This window comes from Micromonospora parva (genome assembly GCF_000718515.1).
GTDB lineage: Bacteria > Actinomycetota > Actinomycetes > Mycobacteriales > Micromonosporaceae > Micromonospora > Micromonospora parva.
The window spans coordinates 193,101-211,839 of record NZ_JNZS01000001.1 but is presented as its reverse complement, the minus strand read 5'-3'; the positions used below and the strand labels follow the sequence as shown (position 1 = coordinate 211,839).

19 protein-coding genes are annotated in these 18,739 nt (G+C 71.5%); 8 read left to right on the top strand and 11 right to left on the bottom strand.

What is annotated here, in order from left to right; genetic code table 11:
* Positions 1-238: 238 nt before the first annotated feature.
* Positions 239-433: a CsbD family protein gene (locus tag IF22_RS0100930; protein WP_030327589.1), complete on the bottom strand. Its 195-nt coding sequence runs from the start codon at positions 431-433 to the stop codon at positions 239-241.
* A 157-nt stretch (positions 434-590) separates the two neighbouring features.
* On the opposite strand from IF22_RS0100930, the gene IF22_RS0100925 reads away from it, so the two are divergent.
* A complete protein-coding gene (locus IF22_RS0100925) occupies positions 591-1,202 on the top strand; it encodes a histidine phosphatase family protein (protein WP_030327588.1) in 612 nt (203 codons plus the stop codon).
* Here IF22_RS0100925 and IF22_RS0100920 read toward each other — a convergent pair.
* From IF22_RS0100920 to IF22_RS0100910, 3 genes are all read right to left on the bottom strand, one after another.
* Positions 1,132-1,638: an Lrp/AsnC family transcriptional regulator gene (locus tag IF22_RS0100920; protein WP_030327586.1), complete on the bottom strand. Its 507-nt coding sequence runs from the start codon at positions 1,636-1,638 to the stop codon at positions 1,132-1,134. The genes IF22_RS0100925 and IF22_RS0100920 overlap by 71 nt on opposite strands.
* Positions 1,639-1,745: 107 nt before the next feature.
* The gene (locus IF22_RS0100915; RefSeq protein ID WP_030327585.1) at positions 1,746-2,888 is read right to left on the bottom strand and encodes an acyl-CoA dehydrogenase family protein; all 1,143 of its coding nucleotides are present in this window, start codon (positions 2,886-2,888) and stop codon (positions 1,746-1,748) included.
* Complete coding sequence (locus tag IF22_RS0100910) at positions 2,885-3,994, bottom strand: M24 family metallopeptidase (protein WP_030327584.1); 1,110 nt, start codon at positions 3,992-3,994, stop codon at positions 2,885-2,887. The genes IF22_RS0100915 and IF22_RS0100910 overlap by 4 nt, the downstream gene beginning before the upstream one ends.
* Before the next feature lie 200 nt (positions 3,995-4,194).
* Here IF22_RS0100910 and IF22_RS0100905 point away from each other — a divergent pair, with 200 nt between their 5' ends.
* Entirely contained in the window at positions 4,195-5,565 is a 1,371-nt protein-coding gene (locus IF22_RS0100905; protein ID WP_030327583.1) for a glycosyl hydrolase family 18 protein, read from the top strand.
* A gap of 50 nt (positions 5,566-5,615) precedes the next feature.
* Here the strand turns inward: IF22_RS0100905 and IF22_RS0100900 are convergent, their stop codons facing one another.
* Positions 5,616-6,503: a winged helix-turn-helix transcriptional regulator gene (locus IF22_RS0100900; RefSeq protein ID WP_030327582.1), complete on the bottom strand. Its 888-nt coding sequence runs from the start codon at positions 6,501-6,503 to the stop codon at positions 5,616-5,618.
* A 175-nt stretch (positions 6,504-6,678) separates the two neighbouring features.
* Here IF22_RS0100900 and IF22_RS0100895 point away from each other — a divergent pair, with 175 nt between their 5' ends.
* The 3 genes from IF22_RS0100895 to IF22_RS0100885 all read left to right on the top strand — a co-directional run bounded on the left by IF22_RS0100895 (position 6,679) and on the right by IF22_RS0100885 (position 9,256).
* On the top strand, positions 6,679-6,906 hold the full coding sequence (locus IF22_RS0100895; protein WP_030327581.1) for a hypothetical protein: 228 nt from the start codon (positions 6,679-6,681) through the stop codon (positions 6,904-6,906).
* A 58-nt stretch (positions 6,907-6,964) separates the two neighbouring features.
* Positions 6,965-7,921, top strand: a complete 957-nt coding sequence (locus IF22_RS0100890; protein ID WP_051708077.1) for a 5'-3' exonuclease — start codon at positions 6,965-6,967, stop codon at positions 7,919-7,921.
* Positions 7,922-8,098: 177 nt separating this feature from the next.
* Positions 8,099-9,256, top strand: coding sequence for a low temperature requirement protein A (locus IF22_RS0100885; RefSeq protein ID WP_030327579.1), 1,158 nt, complete (start codon positions 8,099-8,101; stop codon positions 9,254-9,256).
* Positions 9,257-9,290: 34 nt separating this feature from the next.
* Here IF22_RS0100885 and IF22_RS0100880 read toward each other — a convergent pair whose 3' ends face one another.
* Positions 9,291-10,118 carry a hypothetical protein gene (locus IF22_RS0100880; protein ID WP_030327577.1) on the bottom strand — a complete coding sequence of 276 codons (828 nt, stop codon included), beginning with the start codon at positions 10,116-10,118 and terminating at the stop codon, positions 9,291-9,293.
* A gap of 255 nt (positions 10,119-10,373) precedes the next feature.
* On the opposite strand from IF22_RS0100880, the gene IF22_RS0100875 reads away from it, so the two are divergent.
* Entirely contained in the window at positions 10,374-10,580 is a 207-nt protein-coding gene (locus tag IF22_RS0100875) for a hypothetical protein (RefSeq protein ID WP_030327576.1), read from the top strand.
* Between the two features lie 80 nt (positions 10,581-10,660).
* On the opposite strand, the gene IF22_RS0100870 is transcribed toward IF22_RS0100875, so the two are convergent.
* Positions 10,661-11,023 (bottom strand): winged helix-turn-helix transcriptional regulator, encoded by a 363-nt coding sequence (locus IF22_RS0100870; RefSeq protein WP_030327575.1) that lies wholly within the window; start codon positions 11,021-11,023, stop codon positions 10,661-10,663.
* Positions 11,024-11,118: 95 nt separating this feature from the next.
* On the opposite strand from IF22_RS0100870, the gene IF22_RS0100865 reads away from it, so the two are divergent.
* Together IF22_RS0100865 and IF22_RS0100860 are read left to right on the top strand one after the other, a co-directional pair.
* Positions 11,119-12,000, top strand: coding sequence for an NAD(P)-dependent oxidoreductase (locus tag IF22_RS0100865; RefSeq protein ID WP_030327574.1), 882 nt, complete (start codon positions 11,119-11,121; stop codon positions 11,998-12,000).
* A gap of 161 nt (positions 12,001-12,161) precedes the next feature.
* Positions 12,162-13,121 carry a TIGR03557 family F420-dependent LLM class oxidoreductase gene (locus IF22_RS0100860; protein WP_030327573.1) on the top strand — a complete coding sequence of 320 codons (960 nt, stop codon included), beginning with the start codon at positions 12,162-12,164 and terminating at the stop codon, positions 13,119-13,121.
* 126 nt (positions 13,122-13,247) lie between these two features.
* On the opposite strand, the gene IF22_RS0100855 is transcribed toward IF22_RS0100860, so the two are convergent.
* The 4 genes from IF22_RS0100855 to IF22_RS0100840 all read right to left on the bottom strand — a co-directional run bounded on the left by IF22_RS0100855 (position 13,248) and on the right by IF22_RS0100840 (position 18,652).
* Positions 13,248-14,750, bottom strand: a complete 1,503-nt coding sequence (locus IF22_RS0100855; protein ID WP_030327572.1) for a right-handed parallel beta-helix repeat-containing protein — start codon at positions 14,748-14,750, stop codon at positions 13,248-13,250.
* 172 nt (positions 14,751-14,922) lie between these two features.
* On the bottom strand, positions 14,923-17,019 hold the full coding sequence (locus tag IF22_RS0100850) for an APC family permease (RefSeq protein WP_167337258.1): 2,097 nt from the start codon (positions 17,017-17,019) through the stop codon (positions 14,923-14,925).
* 87 nt (positions 17,020-17,106) lie between these two features.
* Entirely contained in the window at positions 17,107-17,508 is a 402-nt protein-coding gene (locus tag IF22_RS0100845; RefSeq protein ID WP_030327569.1) for a hypothetical protein, read from the bottom strand.
* Between the two features lie 373 nt (positions 17,509-17,881).
* Positions 17,882-18,652: a DUF5995 family protein gene (locus tag IF22_RS0100840; protein ID WP_030327568.1), complete on the bottom strand. Its 771-nt coding sequence runs from the start codon at positions 18,650-18,652 to the stop codon at positions 17,882-17,884.
* Between the last annotated feature and the right edge of the window lie 87 nt (positions 18,653-18,739).

Here is an 18,739-nt window from a genome sequence, read left to right as displayed (position 1 = left end):
CGAGCCGACGAAGACCGGCTGGCCCGAGGGAGGCACCCGGGACGCTTCACACCCGGCACCGCCAAGAATGGCCGCCACGACCAGTACGCCAGTTAACGGGCGAAGCCCAGATCGGATCACGCCGCAGATCATCGCAAACGCGAAAGCCGTTCACTGCCCCTGCGGTGTCGTCGTGAATGCCCACAGCACGACGGGTCCCCGGGCGCATCGCCGCCCGGGGACCCGCGAACCGCTCAGGTCACTTCGTGAACGAGTCCTTCACGTTGCGACCCGCGTCCTTGACGTTCTGACCGGCCTGCTTGGCGCGCGCGTCGCTCTGCTGGCTGGCGCCCTCGCCACGCATCCGCTCGTTGTCGGTCATATCGCCGACGCGCTCCCTCGCGGCGCCGGCTATCTGCTCAACCTTGTTCTTTGCCTTCTCGGTGAAGCTCATCGCGCCTCCTCGGTCTGGCGGTTGTCCTGGCTCGTGTGCCCGGTCTCCGGGTGCTGAAACCGGTGGTGCCGGTTGGCACACCCTGTAAGGCGTCCTAGGAAGATAGGTTGTGGTGGGGTCGACTGTCGGGGCAGTCCCACGATGGTTAACTGGCCGCATGGGAGAGCTCCTGCTGATCCGGCACGGCGAGACCACCTGGAGCGCCAGCCACCGGCACACCTCGTACACCGACCTGGAGCTGACCCCCGACGGCGAGCGACAGGCCCGCACGCTGGCCGCGTTCCTGGCCGCCCGGCGCTTCGTCACCGTGCTGGCCAGCCCCCGCTCCCGGGCGCTGCGCACCGCGCAGCTGGCCGGGCTCACCGTCGACAGCGTCGACGAGGACCTCAGCGAGTGGAACTACGGCGAGTACGAGGGCCGCACCACCGTCGACATCCACGACGACGATCCGCACTGGAACATCTGGACCGACGGCTGCCCCGGCGGGGAGTCCCCCGCGCAGGTGGGCGAACGCCTCGACCGGGTGCTGGCCCGTGTCACCCCGCTGCTCGACCGGGGCACCGTCGCGTTGGTCGGGCACGCGCACAGCCTGCGGGTGCTCGGTGCCCGCTGGATCGGCATGCCCCCGTCCGCCGGTGGGCGGCTACGCCTGGACACCGCCACGGTCAGCGCGCTCGGCCACGAACACGGCCGGCAGGTCATCCTGCGGTGGAACCAGCCGGCTCCTCCGGCGCCCGGGACCGCGACCGACTCGGTGCCGCAGCGGTGATCTTCGGCGGCCGGTTCTCGTACGGCGTGGACAACACCACGGTCGTGCGGGTGGTGACGTTCGCCGAGGTGCGGATCTCCTGCAGCACCCGCTCCAGGTCGGTGGGGCTGGCCACCCGCACCAGCAGCAGGTAGAAGTCCTCCCCCGCCACCGAGTAGCACGAATCGATCTCCGGCAGGTGGGCCAGCCGCTCCGGGGCGTCGTCCGGCTGCGACGGATCGAACGGCCGGATCGCCACGAACGCGGTCAGCGGCAGATCCAACGCCTCGAACGACACCCGGGCGGCGTACCCCTTGATCACTCCGCGCTGCTCCAGCCGGCGGACCCGCTGGTGCACCGCGGACACCGACAGCCCCACCCGCTCGGCCAGGTCGGTGTACGACAGACGGCCGTCGGCGGTCAGCGCGGCGACGATAGCGCGGTCGATCTCCTCCACGGCGTGCAACCTACCGGGAAAATCGCCGCACGGCGACGCGGTACCCGGGTGGCGGACCGCGACAGGCCGTGACGCACCCACCGCGACCGCGCCACCGGGCGCCGCCGTCAGCCCTTCGCGAGGGCCCGGGAGATCACCATCCGCTGGATCTGGTTGGTGCCCTCCACGATCTGCAACACCTTCGCCTCGCGCATGTACCGCTCCACCGGGTGGTCGGCCACGTACCCCGCGCCGCCGAGCACCTGCACCGCGTCGGTGGTCACCCGCATCGCCATGTCGGTGGCGAAGAGCTTCGCCTTGGCCGCCTCGATCGCGTACGGGCGGCCGGCGTCGCGCAGCCGGGCCGCCGCCAGGGTCAGCGCGCGGGCGGCGGAGATCTGGGTGGCGGCGTCGGCGAGGAGGAACCCCAGCCCCTGGAAGTCGATGATGGAGCGCCCGAACTGCTGCCGCTCCCGGGCGTAGGAGACCGCGTAGTCCAGGGCGGCCTGGGCCAGTCCGACCGCGCACGCCGCGATGCCCAGCCGACCGGAGTCCAGCGCGGACATCGCGATGGTGAAGCCCATCCCCTCGGCGCCGATCAGCCGGTCCGCCGGCACCCGGGCCTCGTCGAAGGCGATCTGCGCCACCGGAGAGGCGCGCAGCCCCATCGTCCGCTCCGCCGCCTGCGGGGTGATGCCCGCCGTGCCCGCGTCGACGACCAGGCAGGAGATCCCCTTCGGGCCGGGCCCGCCGGTGCGGCAGAAGACGTTGTAGAAGTCGGCCGTCCGGGCGTGGGTGATCCACGCTTTGGTGCCGGAGACCAGGTACACGTCCCCGTCGCGCTCGGCCCGGGTGCTCAGCGCCGCCGCGTCCGAGCCACCCTGCGGCTCGGAGAGGCAGTACGCGCCCAGCAACTCGCCACCGAGCATGTCCGGCAGCAGCTTGCGCTGCTCGTCGCTGCCGAACGCCGCCACCGGATAGCAGGACAGGGTGTGCACGCTGACCGCCTCGGCGACCGCGAGCCAACGGCTGGCCAGGATCTCCAACACCTGCAGGTACACCTCGTACGGCTGCGCCGCGCCGCCGTACTCCTCCGGGTACGGCAGGCCGAGCAGCCCGGCGCGGCCCAGCGTCCGCAGCACCTCGCGGGGGAACTCGGCGCGTTCCTCGAAGGCCGCGGCCTTCGGCGCGAGCTCGCGGTCGGCGAGCTCGGTGGCGAGACCCAGCAGGTCGTGGGCCTCGTCGGTGGGCAGGATCCGGTCGACAGTCATAGCGCGATGAGCTCCGTGGGGGTGGTGTTGAGCCGTTGCACGCCGTCCGTTGTGCAGACGACGATGTCCTCGATACGGGCGCCGTGCCGGCCCGCCAGATAGATGCCCGGTTCGATGGAGAACGCCATCCCGGCCTCCAAGGGCCGGTCGTTGCCGTCCACCAGGTACGGCTCCTCGTGCCCGTCGAGCCCGATGCCGTGGCCGGTGCGGTGCAGGAAGGCGGGCCCGTAGCCGGCGGCGGCGATCGGCTCCCGGGCCGCCGCGTCGGCCGCCGCGCCGGTGATTCCGGGTCGCACCGCCTCGACAGCGGCGCGCTGGGCGTCGCGCAGCACCGCGTAGTAGTCCAGGAAGTCGGCCGGCGCCGGCCCACCCACCAGATAGGTGCGGGTGCAGTCCGAGCGGTAGCCCGACGGCATCGTGCCGCCGATGTCGACCACCACCGGCTCGCCGGCGCCGATCGGCCGGTCGGAGGTGCCGTGGTGCGGGCTGGCCCCGTTCGGCCCGGCCGCCACGATGACGAAGTCGACGCTGACGTGCCCGGCGGCGCGGATCGCCGCGGCGATGTCGGTGCCGACCTCGGCCTCGGTGCGCCCGGGGCGCAGCCACTCGCCCATCCGCAGGTGCACCTCGTCGATCGCCGCGCCGGCCTCGGCGAGCGCCGCGATCTCCGCCGGGGACTTGCGGATCCGCAGCTCACGCAGCACCTCCCCGGCGAGGCGTTGCGCGGCGTCGGGCAGCGCCGCGCGCAGGCCGAGGACCTGCTCGGCCCACATCCGGTCGGCGAGCCCGACCGCCGCGACCGGGCCGTCGAGGGCGGCCACGACCAGGGGGTACGGGTCGCTGCCGTCGACGTGGTCGACGATGCGCACCCCGGTGTTCGGGGCCGCCTCCGCCGCGGGGCGTTCCAGCCTCGGCACGATCAGGGTCGGCTCGCCCTCGGCGGGCAGTACCAGGCAGGTCAGCCGCTCCCCCGCGTGGGCGTCGTACCCGGTCAGGTACCGCAGGTCGGAACCGGGGGTGAGCAGCAGGGCGTCCAGACCGGCGGCGGCCGTGGCGCGCTGCGCGGCGATCAGCCGATCGGGCGGATACAGCTCGTCGATTCCCACCCCGTCAGCTTAACGGTCGTTTGGGCAAACCCCATATCGACATCAGCAGGCCAGAAATCCACCGATGTTGATTGACTCGGACAGTTAACACTCTTTAAGATTTGGCTGCCTCGAGGCCCACCCGTACCTGCGTCCCGCACTCCCCGCCCGCGTCACCCCGCGCGGGCGGGTGTCGTCCCCCGCCCACGGGAAGGCCCCCGATGTCCTCACCACTACGCCGCGCCCTCGCCGCCGGCCTCCTCGCGCTGGCCACGGCCGGTGCCACCCTCACCGTCACCTCCACCGCCGCGCAGGCCGTGGTGCTGCCGAACAACTTCAAGAGCGTCGGCTACATGCCCTCCTGGGCCGGCAACGTCAACACCATCCAGTACAACAAGCTCACCCACATCAACTACGCGTTCGTGCTGCCCAACAACGACGGCAGCCTGCGCGCGGTGGAAAACCCGAGCAAACTCTCCTCGCTGGTCTCCCAGGCACACGCCAACAACGTCAAGGTGTCGATCGCGGTCGGCGGCTGGAACGACGGCAACGACTCGGCCTTCGAGGCCCTCGCGGCCAACTCCGGCAGCCGGACCACCTTCGTCAACAACCTGGTCAACTTCGTCAACCAGTACAACCTCGACGGCGTCGACATGGACTGGGAATACCCCGACCCGGGCGCCTCGGCGAACAACTACACGGCGCTCATGACGCAGCTCGGCACCGCCATGCACAGTCGCGGCAAGCTGCTCACCGCCGCCGTGGTCTCCGAGGGTTACTCCGTCGACGGCGTGCAGCCGGCCGTGTTCAACCAGGTCGACTGGCTCAACATCATGGCGTACGACGGCGGCAGCCCGCACTCGAACTACGACTGGTCGATCAACAGCGTCAACCTGTGGAAGGCCCGCGGCCTGCCGGCCAGCAAGGCCGTCCTCGGCATCCCGTTCTACAGCCGTCCCGGCTACTACACCTACTCGGCGCTGGTCGCGCTGGACCCGGCGAACGCCAACCGGGACTGCACCACCGCCGGCGGGGCCCAGCAGTGCTACAACGGCGTCCCGACGGTCAAGCGCAAGACGCAGTGGGCCCTCGCAAACGCCGGCGGCGTGATGAACTGGGAGCTGTCGCAGGACACCACCGGCTCGACCTCACTGGTCAGCGCCATGTACGACACGATCATGGGCGGCACCACCCCGCCGCCGACCGGTCGTACCGGCCGGATCACCGGGATCGGCGGCAAGTGCGTCGACGTGGCCTCGGCCAGCACCGCCAACGGCGCCGCCATCCAGCTCTGGACCTGCAACGGCACCAACGCGCAGACCTGGACCGTGGCCAGCGACAGCACGCTGCGCGCCCTCGGCAAGTGCGCCGACATCGCCAGCGGCTCCACCGCCAACGGCGCGAAGGTCCAACTCTGGGACTGCAACGGCAGCGGCGCGCAGGTCTGGCAGGCGCAGTCCAACGGGACGCTGCGCAACCCGCAGTCGAACAAGTGCCTCGACGCCACCGACAACAGCTCCGCCGACGGCACCCGGCTGCAGATCTGGGACTGCTTCGCCGGCGCCAACCAACGCTGGACGCTCCCGGCCTGACGCCACGCCCGCAGGCTGTTGCCCCGGGGCTCCCGATCGACGCCACCGCGTCAGTCGGGGGCCCCGGCGAGCTCACGGACCACTGTCAGCATCTCCTGCACCGAGCCGGCCGGGTCGGTGACCGGGAACTGCACCGCCCGCACCACCGCCGTCGGGTCGACCAGCAACGTCAGTCGCTTGAACCGGTTCACCCCGCCCGCCCGGAACACCGGCAGCAGCAGCCCCGCCGCCAGCCGACCATCCTCATCGGACAGCATGGGAAACGGCAGCTCGGCGTACGCGGCGAAGGCGGCGAGCTGGTCGGGCCGCTGGGTGCTGACGCCGTACACCCGGACACCGGCGGCCTGGAAGTCCGGGTGACGCCTGGCGTAGGTGGTCGACTCCAGCGTGCACCCCCGGGCACCGGGAATCTCCGCCCAGCCGAGCGGGTAGCCGTGCGTCCCCGGCGCGTACGCCCCCGGGAACAGGTAGAGGACGCTCCACGCGTCCGTCGCGGCCAGCGCGACCGGCTGCCCGTCGGCGGCGGGCAGGACGATCTCGGGCAGCCGCCGGCCGACCAGATCATGTGCCCGGCGCGCCTCGGCCGAGCCGGCGTCGGCGGTAGCGGTCAGATCACCGTCACCCATGAGATACCTCGTCCCCCAGTCCTGCATGGCGATCAGCACCGGCAACAGGCCCTCGCCCCGCGCCGTGAGCAGATAGTCGTAGCGGGGCGGGTGGTCCGAATACGGTCTGCGTTCCAGCACACCGTGCTCGACCAGCGCGGCGAGGCGTTCGGTCAGCGCCCGCCGGCTGACGCCCAACTCCCGTTGGAGCCCGTCGAAGCGGGTCGTGCCACCGGCGACGTCGCGAACGATGAGGAAGGTCCACCAGTCCCCCAGCACGCCCAGCGCCTGCGCGATGCCGCAGTCCGCATCGGCAAGATCCTCCCGCCGCACCGTCCACCTCCATTGGTTCCGCCTCGACTATAGCCCGTTCCGGATTGGAACGGACTGCTCGGCGACGGCCGGGTGACGGCACGCCCCCGCGCGTCGGTTTCCCTCATCGAACGCCACCGCGACCCCTAGCCTGGAAGCGGGGAGCCGCCCGGACTCCCCGACCGGGAGGACCGACATGGCAGCGAACCAGGCGAGCCAGGCCGCGACACGCCGCCGCCGCCAACTCTGGGCCGGCGTCCTCGCCCTCGTCGGCCTGGTCCTGCTGATCATCGGCCTCACCGTCGCCGACGGCGTCGCCGCCTGGGTCGAGGTGGTGGTCGCGATCCTGCTGCTGGTGACCAGCTACATCGTGCAGCACCTGGCCCGCCGCGAGACCGTCTACCAGCCCGACGAGCGCCGCTGACCCCACCGACGGCCGGGCGTACCCCCGATCGTCAGAGGGTTGTGCCAGGCTGTCCGGCGTGGCACACCGACCCCCGATCCTGCTGATCGACGCAGCCAGCCTCTACTTCCGGGCCTACTTCGGCATTCCGGAGTCCGCCGCCAAGGCCGAGGACGGCACCCCGGTCAACGCGGTACGCGGCTTCCTCGACATGCTCGCCACCCTGATCCGGGTGCGCGGCGCCGACCGGATGGTCTGCGCCCTGGACCACGACTGGCGCCCGGCGTGGCGCGTCGACCTGCTGCCGTCGTACAAGGCGCACCGGGTCGCCCCGCAGGGCGGCGAGATCGTTCCGGACACCCTCTCCCCGCAGGTCCCGATGATCCTGGAGGTCCTCGCCGCGGTGGGCATCACCGCGGTCGGCGCCACCGGCTACGAGGCCGACGACGTGCTCGGCACCCTCTCGGTGACCCAACCCGGCCCGGTCGAGGTGGTCTCCGGAGACCGGGACCTGTTCCAGCTCGTCGACGACGCCCGAGAGGTCCGGCTGCTCTACGTCGGGCGCGGCGTGGCCAAACTCGACGACTGCGACGACGCCGCGGTGCGGGCCCGCTACGGCGTACCGGCCGACCGGTACGCCGACTTCGCCGCGCTGCGCGGCGACCCGAGCGACGGGCTGCCCGGAGTGGCCGGCGTCGGCGAGAAGACCGCCGCCCGACTGATCGAGCGCTACGGCAGCATCGCCGGCATCCTGGCCGCGCTCGACGACTCCGACTCGTCCTTCGCGCCCGGCCTGCGCGCCAAGCTGATCGCGGCACGCGACTACCTGGGCGTCGCGCCGACAGTGGTCCGGGTCGCACTGGACGTGCCACTGCCGCAGCTGCCCACCGCACTGCCGACCGCGCCGGCCGACCCGGACCGGCTGCTCGAGCTCGCCCAACGATGGAACCTGGCCGGCTCGGCCCGCCGCCTGGTCGACGCCCTCGCCGCCCCCCGCGGCGGCGAGAAGCCGTCGACATCCCCGCAGGCGGGCTAGCCGCCCGACACAACCCGGTCGGGGGACGGGCGGGCGAACGCGCGCCAGTGCCCTCGCCCGCCCGTTACCGTCCGTTGAGGCGGACCCACAGGTCCATCGAGTCGAGCGGTTCCGCAGGAGAATCCCGTGCACCTCCCCGCGCCGGAACCCGGGTCACCGCGGGCCAGCGGTCCACCGGTGCGCGACCCGGAGGGCCCGCGCCGGGTCACCCTCCTCGAACTCTTCTTCGACCTGGTGTACGTGGTCGCGCTCGCGCTCATCTCGCGGGGACTGGTCGACCAGCTCGACTGGCACCGCGCCGCCGAGGCGCTGATCATGTTGGCCGCCGTGTGGTGGACCTGGGCGATCACCACGCTCGTCACCGACATGTACAACCCCGAACGCACCGAGATCAAGCTACTGATCAGCGCCGTGATGTTCGGCGCGCTGCTGATGACCACGGCGATCCCGGAGGCGTTCAACAATCGAGGGATCGTCTTCGCCGGCACGTACGTGGCGATCCACCTGGGGCGTGGACTGTTCCTGATGCCAGCGGTACGCCGCGAACCACAGACCCAACGGCGGGCGGCCCGCATCTTCCTGTGGTTCGTGGTGTCGGCGATCCCGTGGCTCATCGGCGCATTCGTCAGCGAGGACGCCCGGATCGCCTGCTGGGCCACCGCGCTCGCCATCGACTACCTCGGCTTCCGGCTCGCGTACCCGGTGCCGGGGCTGGGAGTGGTCCCGGAGCAGCAACGCAACGTCACCGCGGAACATCTCTCCGAGCGCTACCAGCAGTTCTTCATCATCGCGCTCGGCGACGCCATCCTGACCATCGGCACCATGTCCAGCATGGAGCACACCGAGGCCGAGAACATCGGCGCGTTTGCTGTGGCGTTCCTGACCACGCTGCTGCTCTGGCGGATCTACGTGCACAAGTCCGGCGAACTGCTGCCGACCGCCATCCAGACGGCCCGCTCCCCCAGCAAGTTCCTGTTCAGCGCGCCGTACACCCATCTGTTGATGATCGCCGGGGTGGTCACCACGGCATCCGGCTTCCACCTGGTGCTGCACGACCCGACCGGGCGGACGCCGCCGGCCTGGCTCGCGGTGATCCTCGGCGGCCCGGCGCTCTTCCTGGCCGGCCGGGCCTGTTTCGAGTACGAGGTGTTCAGCCGGGTGTCCTGGTCCCGGCCCGGTGGGGTGCTGGCGCTGCTGACCATCGCACCCGCCCTGCTGTACCTGCCGCCGGCCTGCGCGTCCCTCGGCGGGCTGCTGGTGCTGGCCGGCGTGGCCTACGCGGACTTCCGGCGCAGTCACGGCAAGCCACCGGAGGCCCCGTCACCGCCGCACTGAAGCCGGCCGGGCCGCGGGCATCGCCGGCAACGGCTCAGACCAGCGCCCCGGCGTACCCCCGGACCTGCAACCGTTGCCGGGCGGTGCCCGCCAGGCGCACCTGCAGGCCCAGCGGCGCGGCGGCGCGGCGGACGTCGTCCAGGTGCAGCGACCCGTGCCGGTCCACCGTGAGCACCGGCGGTTCTTCGAGGTCACCCTCCGGCGCGTGGAACGAGAGCAGGGTGACCGAGGTGGTGAGGTAACCCGGGTACGCGGCGCGGGCGGCGGCCTCGTCCCGGTGCACGAGCACCACCAGATCGTCGAGGTGGGCGAAGTCGGCGGCCAGGGCGCCCGCCTTCCAGTGCGCCGGTTCCTCAGCCGCGCCGGTCAGGTGCCGCGACCGGTTCGCCGAGGTGATGTAGAGGTGATCCGTGCCGGTCTCGGCGAGCGCCCGCTCGAAGAGGGCGTTGGACGGGCAGGTCAGCCCCGGTGCGATCACCTGGGTGGTCCGCATCCCCTGGTCGACCTGGGTGAGGTGGTCGGGGAGCCGGTCGGCGGCCGGCCCGCGGAAGCCGAACGGTCCGGCCCCGTAGAGGGCGTCCATCAGCGCGCGCACCCGACCGACCGGCAGCCGGGGCGAGATCCGCGTCCAGTCGAACATCCCCGGGATCCGGCCGATCGCTGTGGTGATGCTGCCGACCTGGTGGGCCGGTCGACCCTTGGCCAGGTTGACCCGGCGCACGGTGGCCGCGTCCGGGCGGGCGACGATGACGTAGAAGTTGGCGAACGCCGCCGCGACGATCGCGCCGCCGGCGAGCGCGCGGGCCGCGACCGCGACGTCCTCGGGGCGGTCGATGTACAGGGGCGGTGTCGGGGCGTCCATGGGTCCTCCTCGGCGGGGCCGTGAGGCAGTTCTACGTCCACTCAGCCCGATCACGGCGAGGTCGGTCGTCGATCCGATAGCCGACAGGCGCTACCCGGTGCGGGCGGCGGATGCCCGGGCGGTACGCATCGGCGGACGGCATCGGCCGGACGGAGGATCCGCCGCAGGCGGCCTTAGCACGCAACAGTTAGCGGCGCGACCCGATTGGGTACAACCGCTGCACCTCAGATCCACCACATACCTCAGGAGGCAGCGATGCGCGGCACCTCGATTCTCGGAGTCATCGTCGTGATCTGGTTGGTGATCGGCGCCATCGCCGCTGGCCAGCGCGGCTACTACAGCGGTGACGACACCAACTGCGCCGAGGCCGGCACCATCCTGGTCACGATCGTGGCCGGGCCGCTGAACTACATCGGCGCCAACCCGAAGGTCGACTGCAAGCTGCCCGAGCCTTCCAAGTAGGCAACAGACGTAGACCGGCCCGTGCCCCCCGGCGGTGGGGCGCGGGCCGGTGCAGTTTTCGGCGAGGTCGCTCCGGAGCACTAGCCCGCCTCCTCCCCCGACCGTCGAACGGTCGACCGATCGCGTCCCCAGGCGGCCAGCGGCTCGAGGGCGTCGTTGAGGCGCGTGCCGTCCTCGGTCAACGAGTACTCGACGCGGGGCGGCACCTCGTCGTAGGAGACACGGCGTACGATGCCGTCCGCCTCCATCTCCCGTAGGTGAGAGGCCAGCACCTTCTCCGTGATCCCCGGAAGCAGTCGACGCAGCTCGCCGAAGCGACGCAGGGGGTGCTCGTGGAGCGCCCAGAGGATCAGCACCTTCCACTTGCCGCCGATCACCTCCATCGCGGTGTCGATACCGCAGGCGTGTCCGTCCGCGGTGCCCGGCCGGTTCACCGTCGCCATACCCACCCCTCCGACGTGCTCGCTCACCCCCGGGTAACCACGCACCTCGACGTGCGTACTTGATCACCTGGGGGCCGGTGACCAGCCTAATCGGCATGGAACCGAACACTGTGGAGAAGCCCTCCGTCACGATGCTGGGACTCGGCGCGATGGGTACCGCGCTTGCCCGAGCCTGGCTTGTCGCCGGCTACCCGCTCACCGTCTGGAACCGCACCCCGGCGCGCGCCGCAGCGCTCGTGCCCGAAGGGGCAAGGGTCGCGGGCAGCGCCGCACAGGCGGTCGCGGCGAGCACCCTGGTCGTCGTCTGCCTGTTGGACGACAGCTCGGTCGACCAGGTGCTGGCCGGCGTGGACCTGATCGGCCGGGATCTGGTCAACCTGACCACCAGCACCCCTGCCCAGGCCCGCGCCCGCGCGGCGTGGGCCCGCCGACGCGGCGCGCGGTACCTGGACGGTGGAATTATGGCTGTCCCACCGATGGTCGGCGTCCCGGAGGCCGGCGGCTACGTCTTCTACAGCGGCTCACGAGCGCTGTTCGAACGGCACCGGGAGACGCTGGGCGTTCCGGTCGGCACCACCTACGTCGGTGAGGACGCGGGCTTCGCGGCCCTGCACGACGTGGCTCTTCTCAGCGCCATGTACGGGATGTTCGCCGGGGCCGCGCACGCATTCGCCCTGATCCGCCGGGAGGACATCGACCCGTCGGCGCTCGCCGCACTGCTCGCCGACTGGCTCGTCGCGATGGTCCCGGCGGTTCACCAGACCGCCGACCAGCTGCGCAGCGGGGACTACACCAAGGGGGTCGTCTCCCCTCTCGCCATGCAGGTGGCGGGCACGCCGACCTTTCTGAGCACCGCCGAGCAGCAGGGCGTCAGCCCCGAACTGCTCAGCCCTTACTTCGACCTGATGCGCCGCCGCCTGGCGGAGGGCGGTGGCGAGGAGGACCTGACGGGCGTCATCGATCTGCTGGTGCGGTGACGGTGTCCGGTGGCTGGAGGCGGTCCTTGGCACCTGCCGTCGTCCACCGCACACCGCCTACGGCATCCTAGGAGGCTGGTTTGCGGCCTGTGGCGTTTGTCCGCGCCGGGGCCGGGAACCGCCGATGCCTCAGTCAGCGAAACGGGATCGGGAGTGCGGGCATGCAGATCGGCTACAAGTTGGCCTCGGAGGGGTACGGCCCGCAGGAGATCATCCGACAGGCCGTCCTGGCCGAGCGGGCCGGCTTCGACTTCGTCGAGATGAGCGACCACTTCCACCCCTGGCTGGACGCACAGGGGCACTCGTCCTTCACCTGGAGCGTGCTCGGCGCCATCGCGGCCAGAACCAGCACCCTGCGTCTGGCCACCGGTGTCACCTGCCCGACCGTCCGCTACCACCCGGCGATCATCGCCCAGGCCGCGGCGACCATGGCACTGATCTCCGACGGCCGGTTCACCCTCGGCGTGGGTGCAGGCGAGCGGCTCAACGAGCATGTGGTCGGGCAGGGCTTCCCCAGCGTGCGGGGCCGACACGAGCGACTACGCGAGGCGCTGGAGATCATCCGGCTGCTCTGGCAGGGCGGCTACCAGTCGTACGAGGGACGGCACCTGCACCTGGAGGACGCCCGGGTCTTCGACCTGCCGGACACCCTGCCCGTGATCGCGGTGGCGGCCAGCGGTGAGGCGTCGGCGCGGCTCGCCGCCGAGTTGGGCGACGGACTGTTCGCCACCGACGCGGACGCGTCGATCGTCGAGCACTACCGACGCGCGCAGGGTGCCGGCCCGCGCTACGCCGAGGTGCCAGTGGCCTGGGCCACCGACGAGCAGCAGGCGGTGCAGGCGGTGTTGCAGACGAGCCGGTGGATGGTGACCGGCTGGAAGGTGATGAGCGAGCTGCCGAACCCGGTCAACTTCGACGCGGCGAGCGCGTACGTCGAGGAGAAGCACATCCGGCAGCTCTTCGCCGTCGGCCCGGACCCGGAACCGCACGTCGCCAAGGTCCGGTCGTACGTCGAGGCCGGCTTCGACCACATCGTGCTGCAGAACGCCGGCCCCGACCCGGACGGCTTCCTCGACTTCTTCGCCGGCGATCTCGCCGGCCGGCTACGTGCGATGGGGTGACGCCCGCGGGCGGCGGGGGTGATGTCGGCGGGCGGCGTTTGACCGGGGCGGGCACGGGCGAGCCGCCCCGACCGATCACCGGGGCGGCTCGTCCGCGTTCTCGGGATGAGGTGCGCGAGTCGACGTTCAGCGGAAGCAGTGCGCGATCGGCACCTGGCTGCCCTCGCAGTTGGTCGGCTCGTTCTCGACGACCACGCTCTCATCGTCGATCTTGACCTGGGCGTGCATGCCGAAGACACCACCGGGCTTCAGCGTCGACGCATTGTGGGTGACCTTGCTGGTGTAGATCGCCACCGAGCCCGCGCTGGCGTAGATGCCGCCACCCTGGGACGCCGCGCCGACCGCCTCGTTGCGGACCACGTCGCTGCCCCGCACCAGCAGGTTCGCCTTCTCGGCGTAGATGCCGGCACCCAGGCCGTGGGTGGTGTTGCCCTCGACCACGCTGTCGTCGAGCGGCGTCAGGCCCTTCACCGTCGAGATGCCGCCGCCGTTGACAGTGGACGTGTTGCCCCGGATGGTCATCGTGCGCATCACCAGCACCGCGTCGGAGTTGGCGGCGCCGCCGCCGACCTGGGCGGTGTTGTTGAGCAGCTCGGTGTCGGAGACCTTCGTGCGGGCCGAGAAGCTGGCCAGCCCGCCCCCCTGGGCGGCGCTGTTCTGGGTGAAGGAGACGCTCTCCACGTCGGCGGCACCCCGGTAGTTGCCGAGCCCGCCGCCGTAGCCGTTGGCGCTGTTGCGGTGGAACTCGGAACGCTTCAGCGTCAGGACACCACCGTTGAGCAGGCCCCCGCCCTTGCCCGCGGCGCCCGATGCGCTGTTGCCGACGAACGTGGAGTCGGTGACCACCATGTTGCCGTCGTTGAAGATGCCGCCACCGCCGCCCTCGGGCGACAGCGAGGTGCTCTGCGAGACGGTGACCCGTTCCACCACGGCGGTGGCGCCGTGCACCACGTGCACACTGCCACCCTCGATGGCCGAGCGGCCGTTGTGCAGTTCCATGTCCCGCAGGGTCAGCTCGCCGCCGTCGCGGACGGTGAAGAAGCGGAACGGGGCGGCCTGGGCGTCGCGGGCGATCGTGGCGCCGGCGCCGTCGATCGTGATGGCCTGGTAGATCACCGGCAGTCCGGCGGTGTCGTCGGCCGGGTTGTGCGGCGGCGCCTCGGCGTCACCGGGGGTCTCCGCCGCGTCGGCCGCCTCCCGGGCGTCGCGGATTCCGCCGTCGTACTGGTCGGTCTCGTGGAACGCCTCGGTGAGGGTGTAGCGGCACTTGGGCGCGAGCCGGAGTTCGCCGCCGCCCTCGGCGTTGGCGGTCACCAGCGCCGCGACCAGCTTCGCGGCGTCGCAGGGCACCGACACGACCCCCCGCTTGCCGGTGCCCGGGGTGCTCGGACGGTCCTGTTCCGGGCCGTCCTGGTCCTGCTGCGTCGCCCGCCGGTCGCCGTCGCGGCGGTCGTCGTCAGCCGCCGGGGTCAGTCGGGCCAGACCTGGGAGGGTGAGGGCGCGGTCGGCGGCGGCAGCCGCTCCGGCCACGCCCACGACCAGGCTCCCCGCCAGTAAACCGCCGGCTAAGAACCATCGGGACCGCCGTCTGGGTCGACTCGCGCGGTCTCCCTCTCGGTACGTGGACATCAACGGTGCCTACCTTCCTGCCTACCTGACGTGACCGCGCCGATCCGGGCGCGGAGGGCTCGACATGCTCGCCGACCACCAAACGTCACGATAGGTCCGCAATACGGACAGGAAGGTGTGAACGTGAATAGTTCCCTCTTTCATCTTCAATACCGGCAAACCGGCATCGACGTCACCCGCCGACGTGGATGCCGGGCCGGCGCAGCGGGTCCCGTTCGGTGCGTCGGATGATCTCCCGCACCACCGGCGGGGTGTCCCCCCGACCCAGGATGAGGTAGCGCGCCAGGTGCGCGATCGGGCTCCCCTCCGACCACTCGAAGTGCGCGTGCGGCCGGACCCCGGTGGCGTCCCGCAGGGCCAGCAGGATCGCGGCGATCGCGTTGGGCGCGGCCGGACTGTTGGCCCGCAACACCCGGAAGCCGCCCACCTCGATCCCGTGGACGCGCAGCACCTGGCTGAAGTCCGACGGATCCACCACATCGATCTCCAGGAACAGCACGTCCGCGGCGCCGGGCACCGGGTTCATCCCGCGTTGCGCCCGCTCCTTGATCGTGTACTCCTTCACCGAACCCTTCTGCCGCTTGTTCGCGATCAGGTGCAGCTGCCCGTCGTGCGCCAGCGACTCGGTGATGAACCGACGGGCCGGTTCGTCGAACTCGATGCGCTCGGCCCGCAGCTCGGTGGTCCGGGTGACCCGGGAGACCAATGAGACCGCGATGATGCCGAGAATGAACAGCGCGGAGATCGTGATCCCGTCCGGCTGTTCGATGACGTTCTCCAGCAGCGCGTACAGCAGCACCAGGGTCAGCACGGTGAAGCCGATGGCCGAGGCGCGCCGGTGGCGACGGGCCGCGGAGATCGTCACCGCCACCGCGCCGGAGACCATCATCGCCAGGATCCCGGTGGCGTACGCGCCGGCCTGGGCGTTGACGTCGGCGCGGAAGGCGATCGTGATGGCGACGCTGACGACGGTGTAGACGATCACCACGGGACGCACCGCCCGCGCCCACTCCGGCGCCATCCCGTACGACGGCAGGTAGCGCGGCACGATGTTGATCAAGCCGGCCATGGCCGACGCGCCGGCGAACCAGAGGATGAGCACACTGCTCACGTCGTAGACACTGCCGAACACCTCACCCAGGTAGGTGTGCGCCAGGAAGGCCAGCGCCCGCCCGTTCGCGGCGCCGCCCGGCGCGAACTCCTGCTTCGGGATGAGCGCCGTGGTCACGAAGGTCGTCGAGATCAGGTACACCGACATGATCAACGCGGCGGTGGTGAGCAGTCGGCGCGTGTTGCGGATCCGGGCGGCGAGCCGGGCCTGCTGGTCCGGACCATCCGCCGCGACCAGGGGCATCATGCTGACCCCGGTCTCGAAACCGGAGAGCCCCAGCACCAGCAGCGGGAACGCCAGCACCGCGGTGAGCAGCACGTGGCCCGGTCCCCCGCCGGTCGTGGTGATCGCGGCCGTCCAGTCCGACACGATGCCCGGGTCGGCGGCGATCCGGGCCACCGCGACCACGACGATCACCGCGTTGAGCACCAGGAAGACCGCGACCAGCGGGATGGCCACCACCACCGCCTCGCGGAATCCGAGCAGGAACACCCCGCCGAGGATCAGCAGCAGCACCACGGTGACCACGACCGGCACCAGGGACCCGTGCACCGTGTCCGGCAGGTACGGGTTCTCCAACAGGTGCACTGTGGCGTCGGCCGAGGAGAGGGTGATCGTGATGATCCAGGAGGTGGCCACGAAGCCGAGCAGCACCAGGACGAAGATCTTGCCCCGCCAGAACGGCAACAACCGCTCCAGCATCGCCACCGAACCCTGACCGTGCGGGCTCTCCTGGGCCACCCGCCGGTACATCGGCAGCATGCCGAAGAGAGTGAGCGCGACGATCAACAGGGTCGCCAACGGGGAGAGCGCACCGGCCGCCACCGCCGCGATGCCCGGCAGGTACGACAACGTGGAGAAGTAGTCCACGCCGGTCAGGCACATCACCTGCCACCAGGCGTGCCGACGGCTCTGCCCCTCGATCGCCTCGGGGCCGGGCGGCTGCACCTGGTGCTGGAAGAGCCACCGGCGCAACGGGCTGGTCGGCGACAGTGAGCGGGCCGGGGTGGCCACGCGTTCGGGCACCACGACACCCTGCCGGCCGCCCCGGTGCGGGCGGGCCGGATCGCGGGCCGCCCGCAGTGCCGGGTCCGGCCCGGTCGGCGTATGCCGGCGTCCGTTCCAGCGTCGTGGTTTAGCCCGGTGCTCGTCACCCATCGCCAGTCCCACCCTCACAGGTCCTGATCCGACGGTAGGCGCTGCCCCGGCGCCCGGTCGGCGGAACCGGCCACCTGTTCGGCCTGCTCAGGACAGGTCCGCGACGGCGAGCAGCCGGGCCAGCGCGGGTGGGTCGGTGACGGTCACCGTGGCCGCCGGGTGCCGCAGCCGCCCGCCGGGCAGCAACGCCGGCACCGGTACGCCGAAGCGCAGACAGATCCCGCCAGCCGTACTGCTGCCGAAAGTCGCACCGCCGTCGGCCAGCGACAGGTGCGGGCCGATCGCCCGCCACCAGCGGTACGGCCCGCTCAGCTCGACGGCGACGACGTTGTCCCGGGCGGTCCGCAGCCGCCACGGCCCGTACCGGATCATCAGATCCCGTTCGCTGACGGCGACCCAGGCCGTCGCCGGACGGACCCCCAGCAGGGCCAGCATCGGCCGGAACGCCGCATCGAAGCGGAACGGAAATCGCGTCGCGACGCCGGTCATCGGGCGCCGGGCCGCGCGGTGGGTCGCGACACCGGGCCGCCCGGCCGCAGCGGGCCGGGCCGCGCGGGCCGGGGGCGGGCGGCGGGCCGACGCCGGGCCAGGACAATCATGGCGCGGGCGTACCCGATCCGAGCCCGCCGACACCCCCGGATCCGCACGCCGTCGACGCGCTCCCACCCGGCGGTCCCCCACCGCCGGCCGACACCCCCCGGGCCGGCCGACGGTGGCAGACGGTCGGCACCCCCCGGGCCGACCGGCTGTCCCCGCTCGTGACCGCCCGACGTCGGGTGGCCACGCGGGGTGGAACTGGTGGGACGCGCTCCCGCGCTCCGCCGCCCCCCACGGGGCGGAGCGCGGGAGCCCCCCGTCCCGGCTACTGCAGGAACGCCCCGAGGGGCGAGAGCAGCAACCGGCCGAGCGCCGCGGCGTTGTCGTCCAACCGCGTGCGCTCACACTCGCGGGCCTGCGGGTCGTGCCGGCACCGCCAGATCTTCTGCGCGTTGCGCCAGGCGACATCGCGCGTGTACTCGACCAGTTCCCCCTGGTACCAGTCGTCGATGTCACCGTTGAGCATGTCGATGAGCAGCTGCCACCGCTCCAGGTAGCCACGGCGCAGGCCAGGGATCTTGTCCGCGAAGATGTTGTTGATCTCGAGGTAGTCGTGGTGCTGGTCGCTGCCGTCGACCGGCTCCGACTCCAGGTGGTCGAACGTGGTCACCAGGGCGAACGGCAGGTCGAAGTTGATGTGCGCGTTCACCCCGGCCGCCGCCGAGGGCAGCGGGCGGGCGTCCGGCCCCCGCATCCGCTCGAACAGGCACGACCACGCCTTCGGGGTGCCGGGGCTGGAGTCGGTCCACAGCCGCATCGCGTCGAAGTAGCGGGCGGCGAACTCGACGTCGAGCCGGGAGAGGAAGACCGGGTCGATGAAGCGGTCGTCGTACAGCCCGTCCAACACGCTGCTGGTGATCGTCAGGTAGAGCTTGTTGAAGTCGGCCAGCGGGCAACTGGCCTCCAACGGTGGCAGCCGGACCAGCATGTCCTGCAGCTTGGTCAAATGATCGACCACGGCCGGCACGTCCGCGGGGTGGTCGGCGAGCAGGTCGACGATGTCCCGGTGCACGGGCCCCCAGACCGGTTCGATCATTTCTCCTCCATTGTGGTCGGCGGCATCCCCCGTGCCGTCGTCGACGCGGCTCAGCCTCTCAGCCGACACCGGCCCGCCGGATCAGTA

Coding starts and splice junctions, on each gene's coding strand:
- IF22_RS0100870 (WP_030327575.1), bottom strand. CDS start 11,023: ATGGCGACGGTGAACCGGCCGGGCACCGCGGACGGACACGCCTGCGGT.
- IF22_RS0100880 (WP_030327577.1), bottom strand. CDS start 10,118: ATGGACGCCCCGACACCGCCCCTGTACATCGACCGCCCCGAGGACGTC.
- IF22_RS0100905 (WP_030327583.1), top strand. CDS start 4,195: ATGTCCTCACCACTACGCCGCGCCCTCGCCGCCGGCCTCCTCGCGCTG.
- IF22_RS0100840 (WP_030327568.1), bottom strand. CDS start 18,652: ATGATCGAACCGGTCTGGGGGCCCGTGCACCGGGACATCGTCGACCTG.
- IF22_RS0100895 (WP_030327581.1), top strand. CDS start 6,679: ATGGCAGCGAACCAGGCGAGCCAGGCCGCGACACGCCGCCGCCGCCAA.
- IF22_RS0100925 (WP_030327588.1), top strand. CDS start 591: ATGGGAGAGCTCCTGCTGATCCGGCACGGCGAGACCACCTGGAGCGCC.
- IF22_RS0100865 (WP_030327574.1), top strand. CDS start 11,119: ATGGAACCGAACACTGTGGAGAAGCCCTCCGTCACGATGCTGGGACTC.
- IF22_RS0100875 (WP_030327576.1), top strand. CDS start 10,374: ATGCGCGGCACCTCGATTCTCGGAGTCATCGTCGTGATCTGGTTGGTG.
- IF22_RS0100845 (WP_030327569.1), bottom strand. CDS start 17,508: ATGACCGGCGTCGCGACGCGATTTCCGTTCCGCTTCGATGCGGCGTTC.
- IF22_RS0100930 (WP_030327589.1), bottom strand. CDS start 433: ATGAGCTTCACCGAGAAGGCAAAGAACAAGGTTGAGCAGATAGCCGGC.
- IF22_RS0100855 (WP_030327572.1), bottom strand. CDS start 14,750: ATGTCCACGTACCGAGAGGGAGACCGCGCGAGTCGACCCAGACGGCGG.
- IF22_RS0100915 (WP_030327585.1), bottom strand. CDS start 2,888: ATGACTGTCGACCGGATCCTGCCCACCGACGAGGCCCACGACCTGCTG.
- IF22_RS0100860 (WP_030327573.1), top strand. CDS start 12,162: ATGCAGATCGGCTACAAGTTGGCCTCGGAGGGGTACGGCCCGCAGGAG.
- IF22_RS0100850 (WP_167337258.1), bottom strand. CDS start 17,019: ATGGGTGACGAGCACCGGGCTAAACCACGACGCTGGAACGGACGCCGG.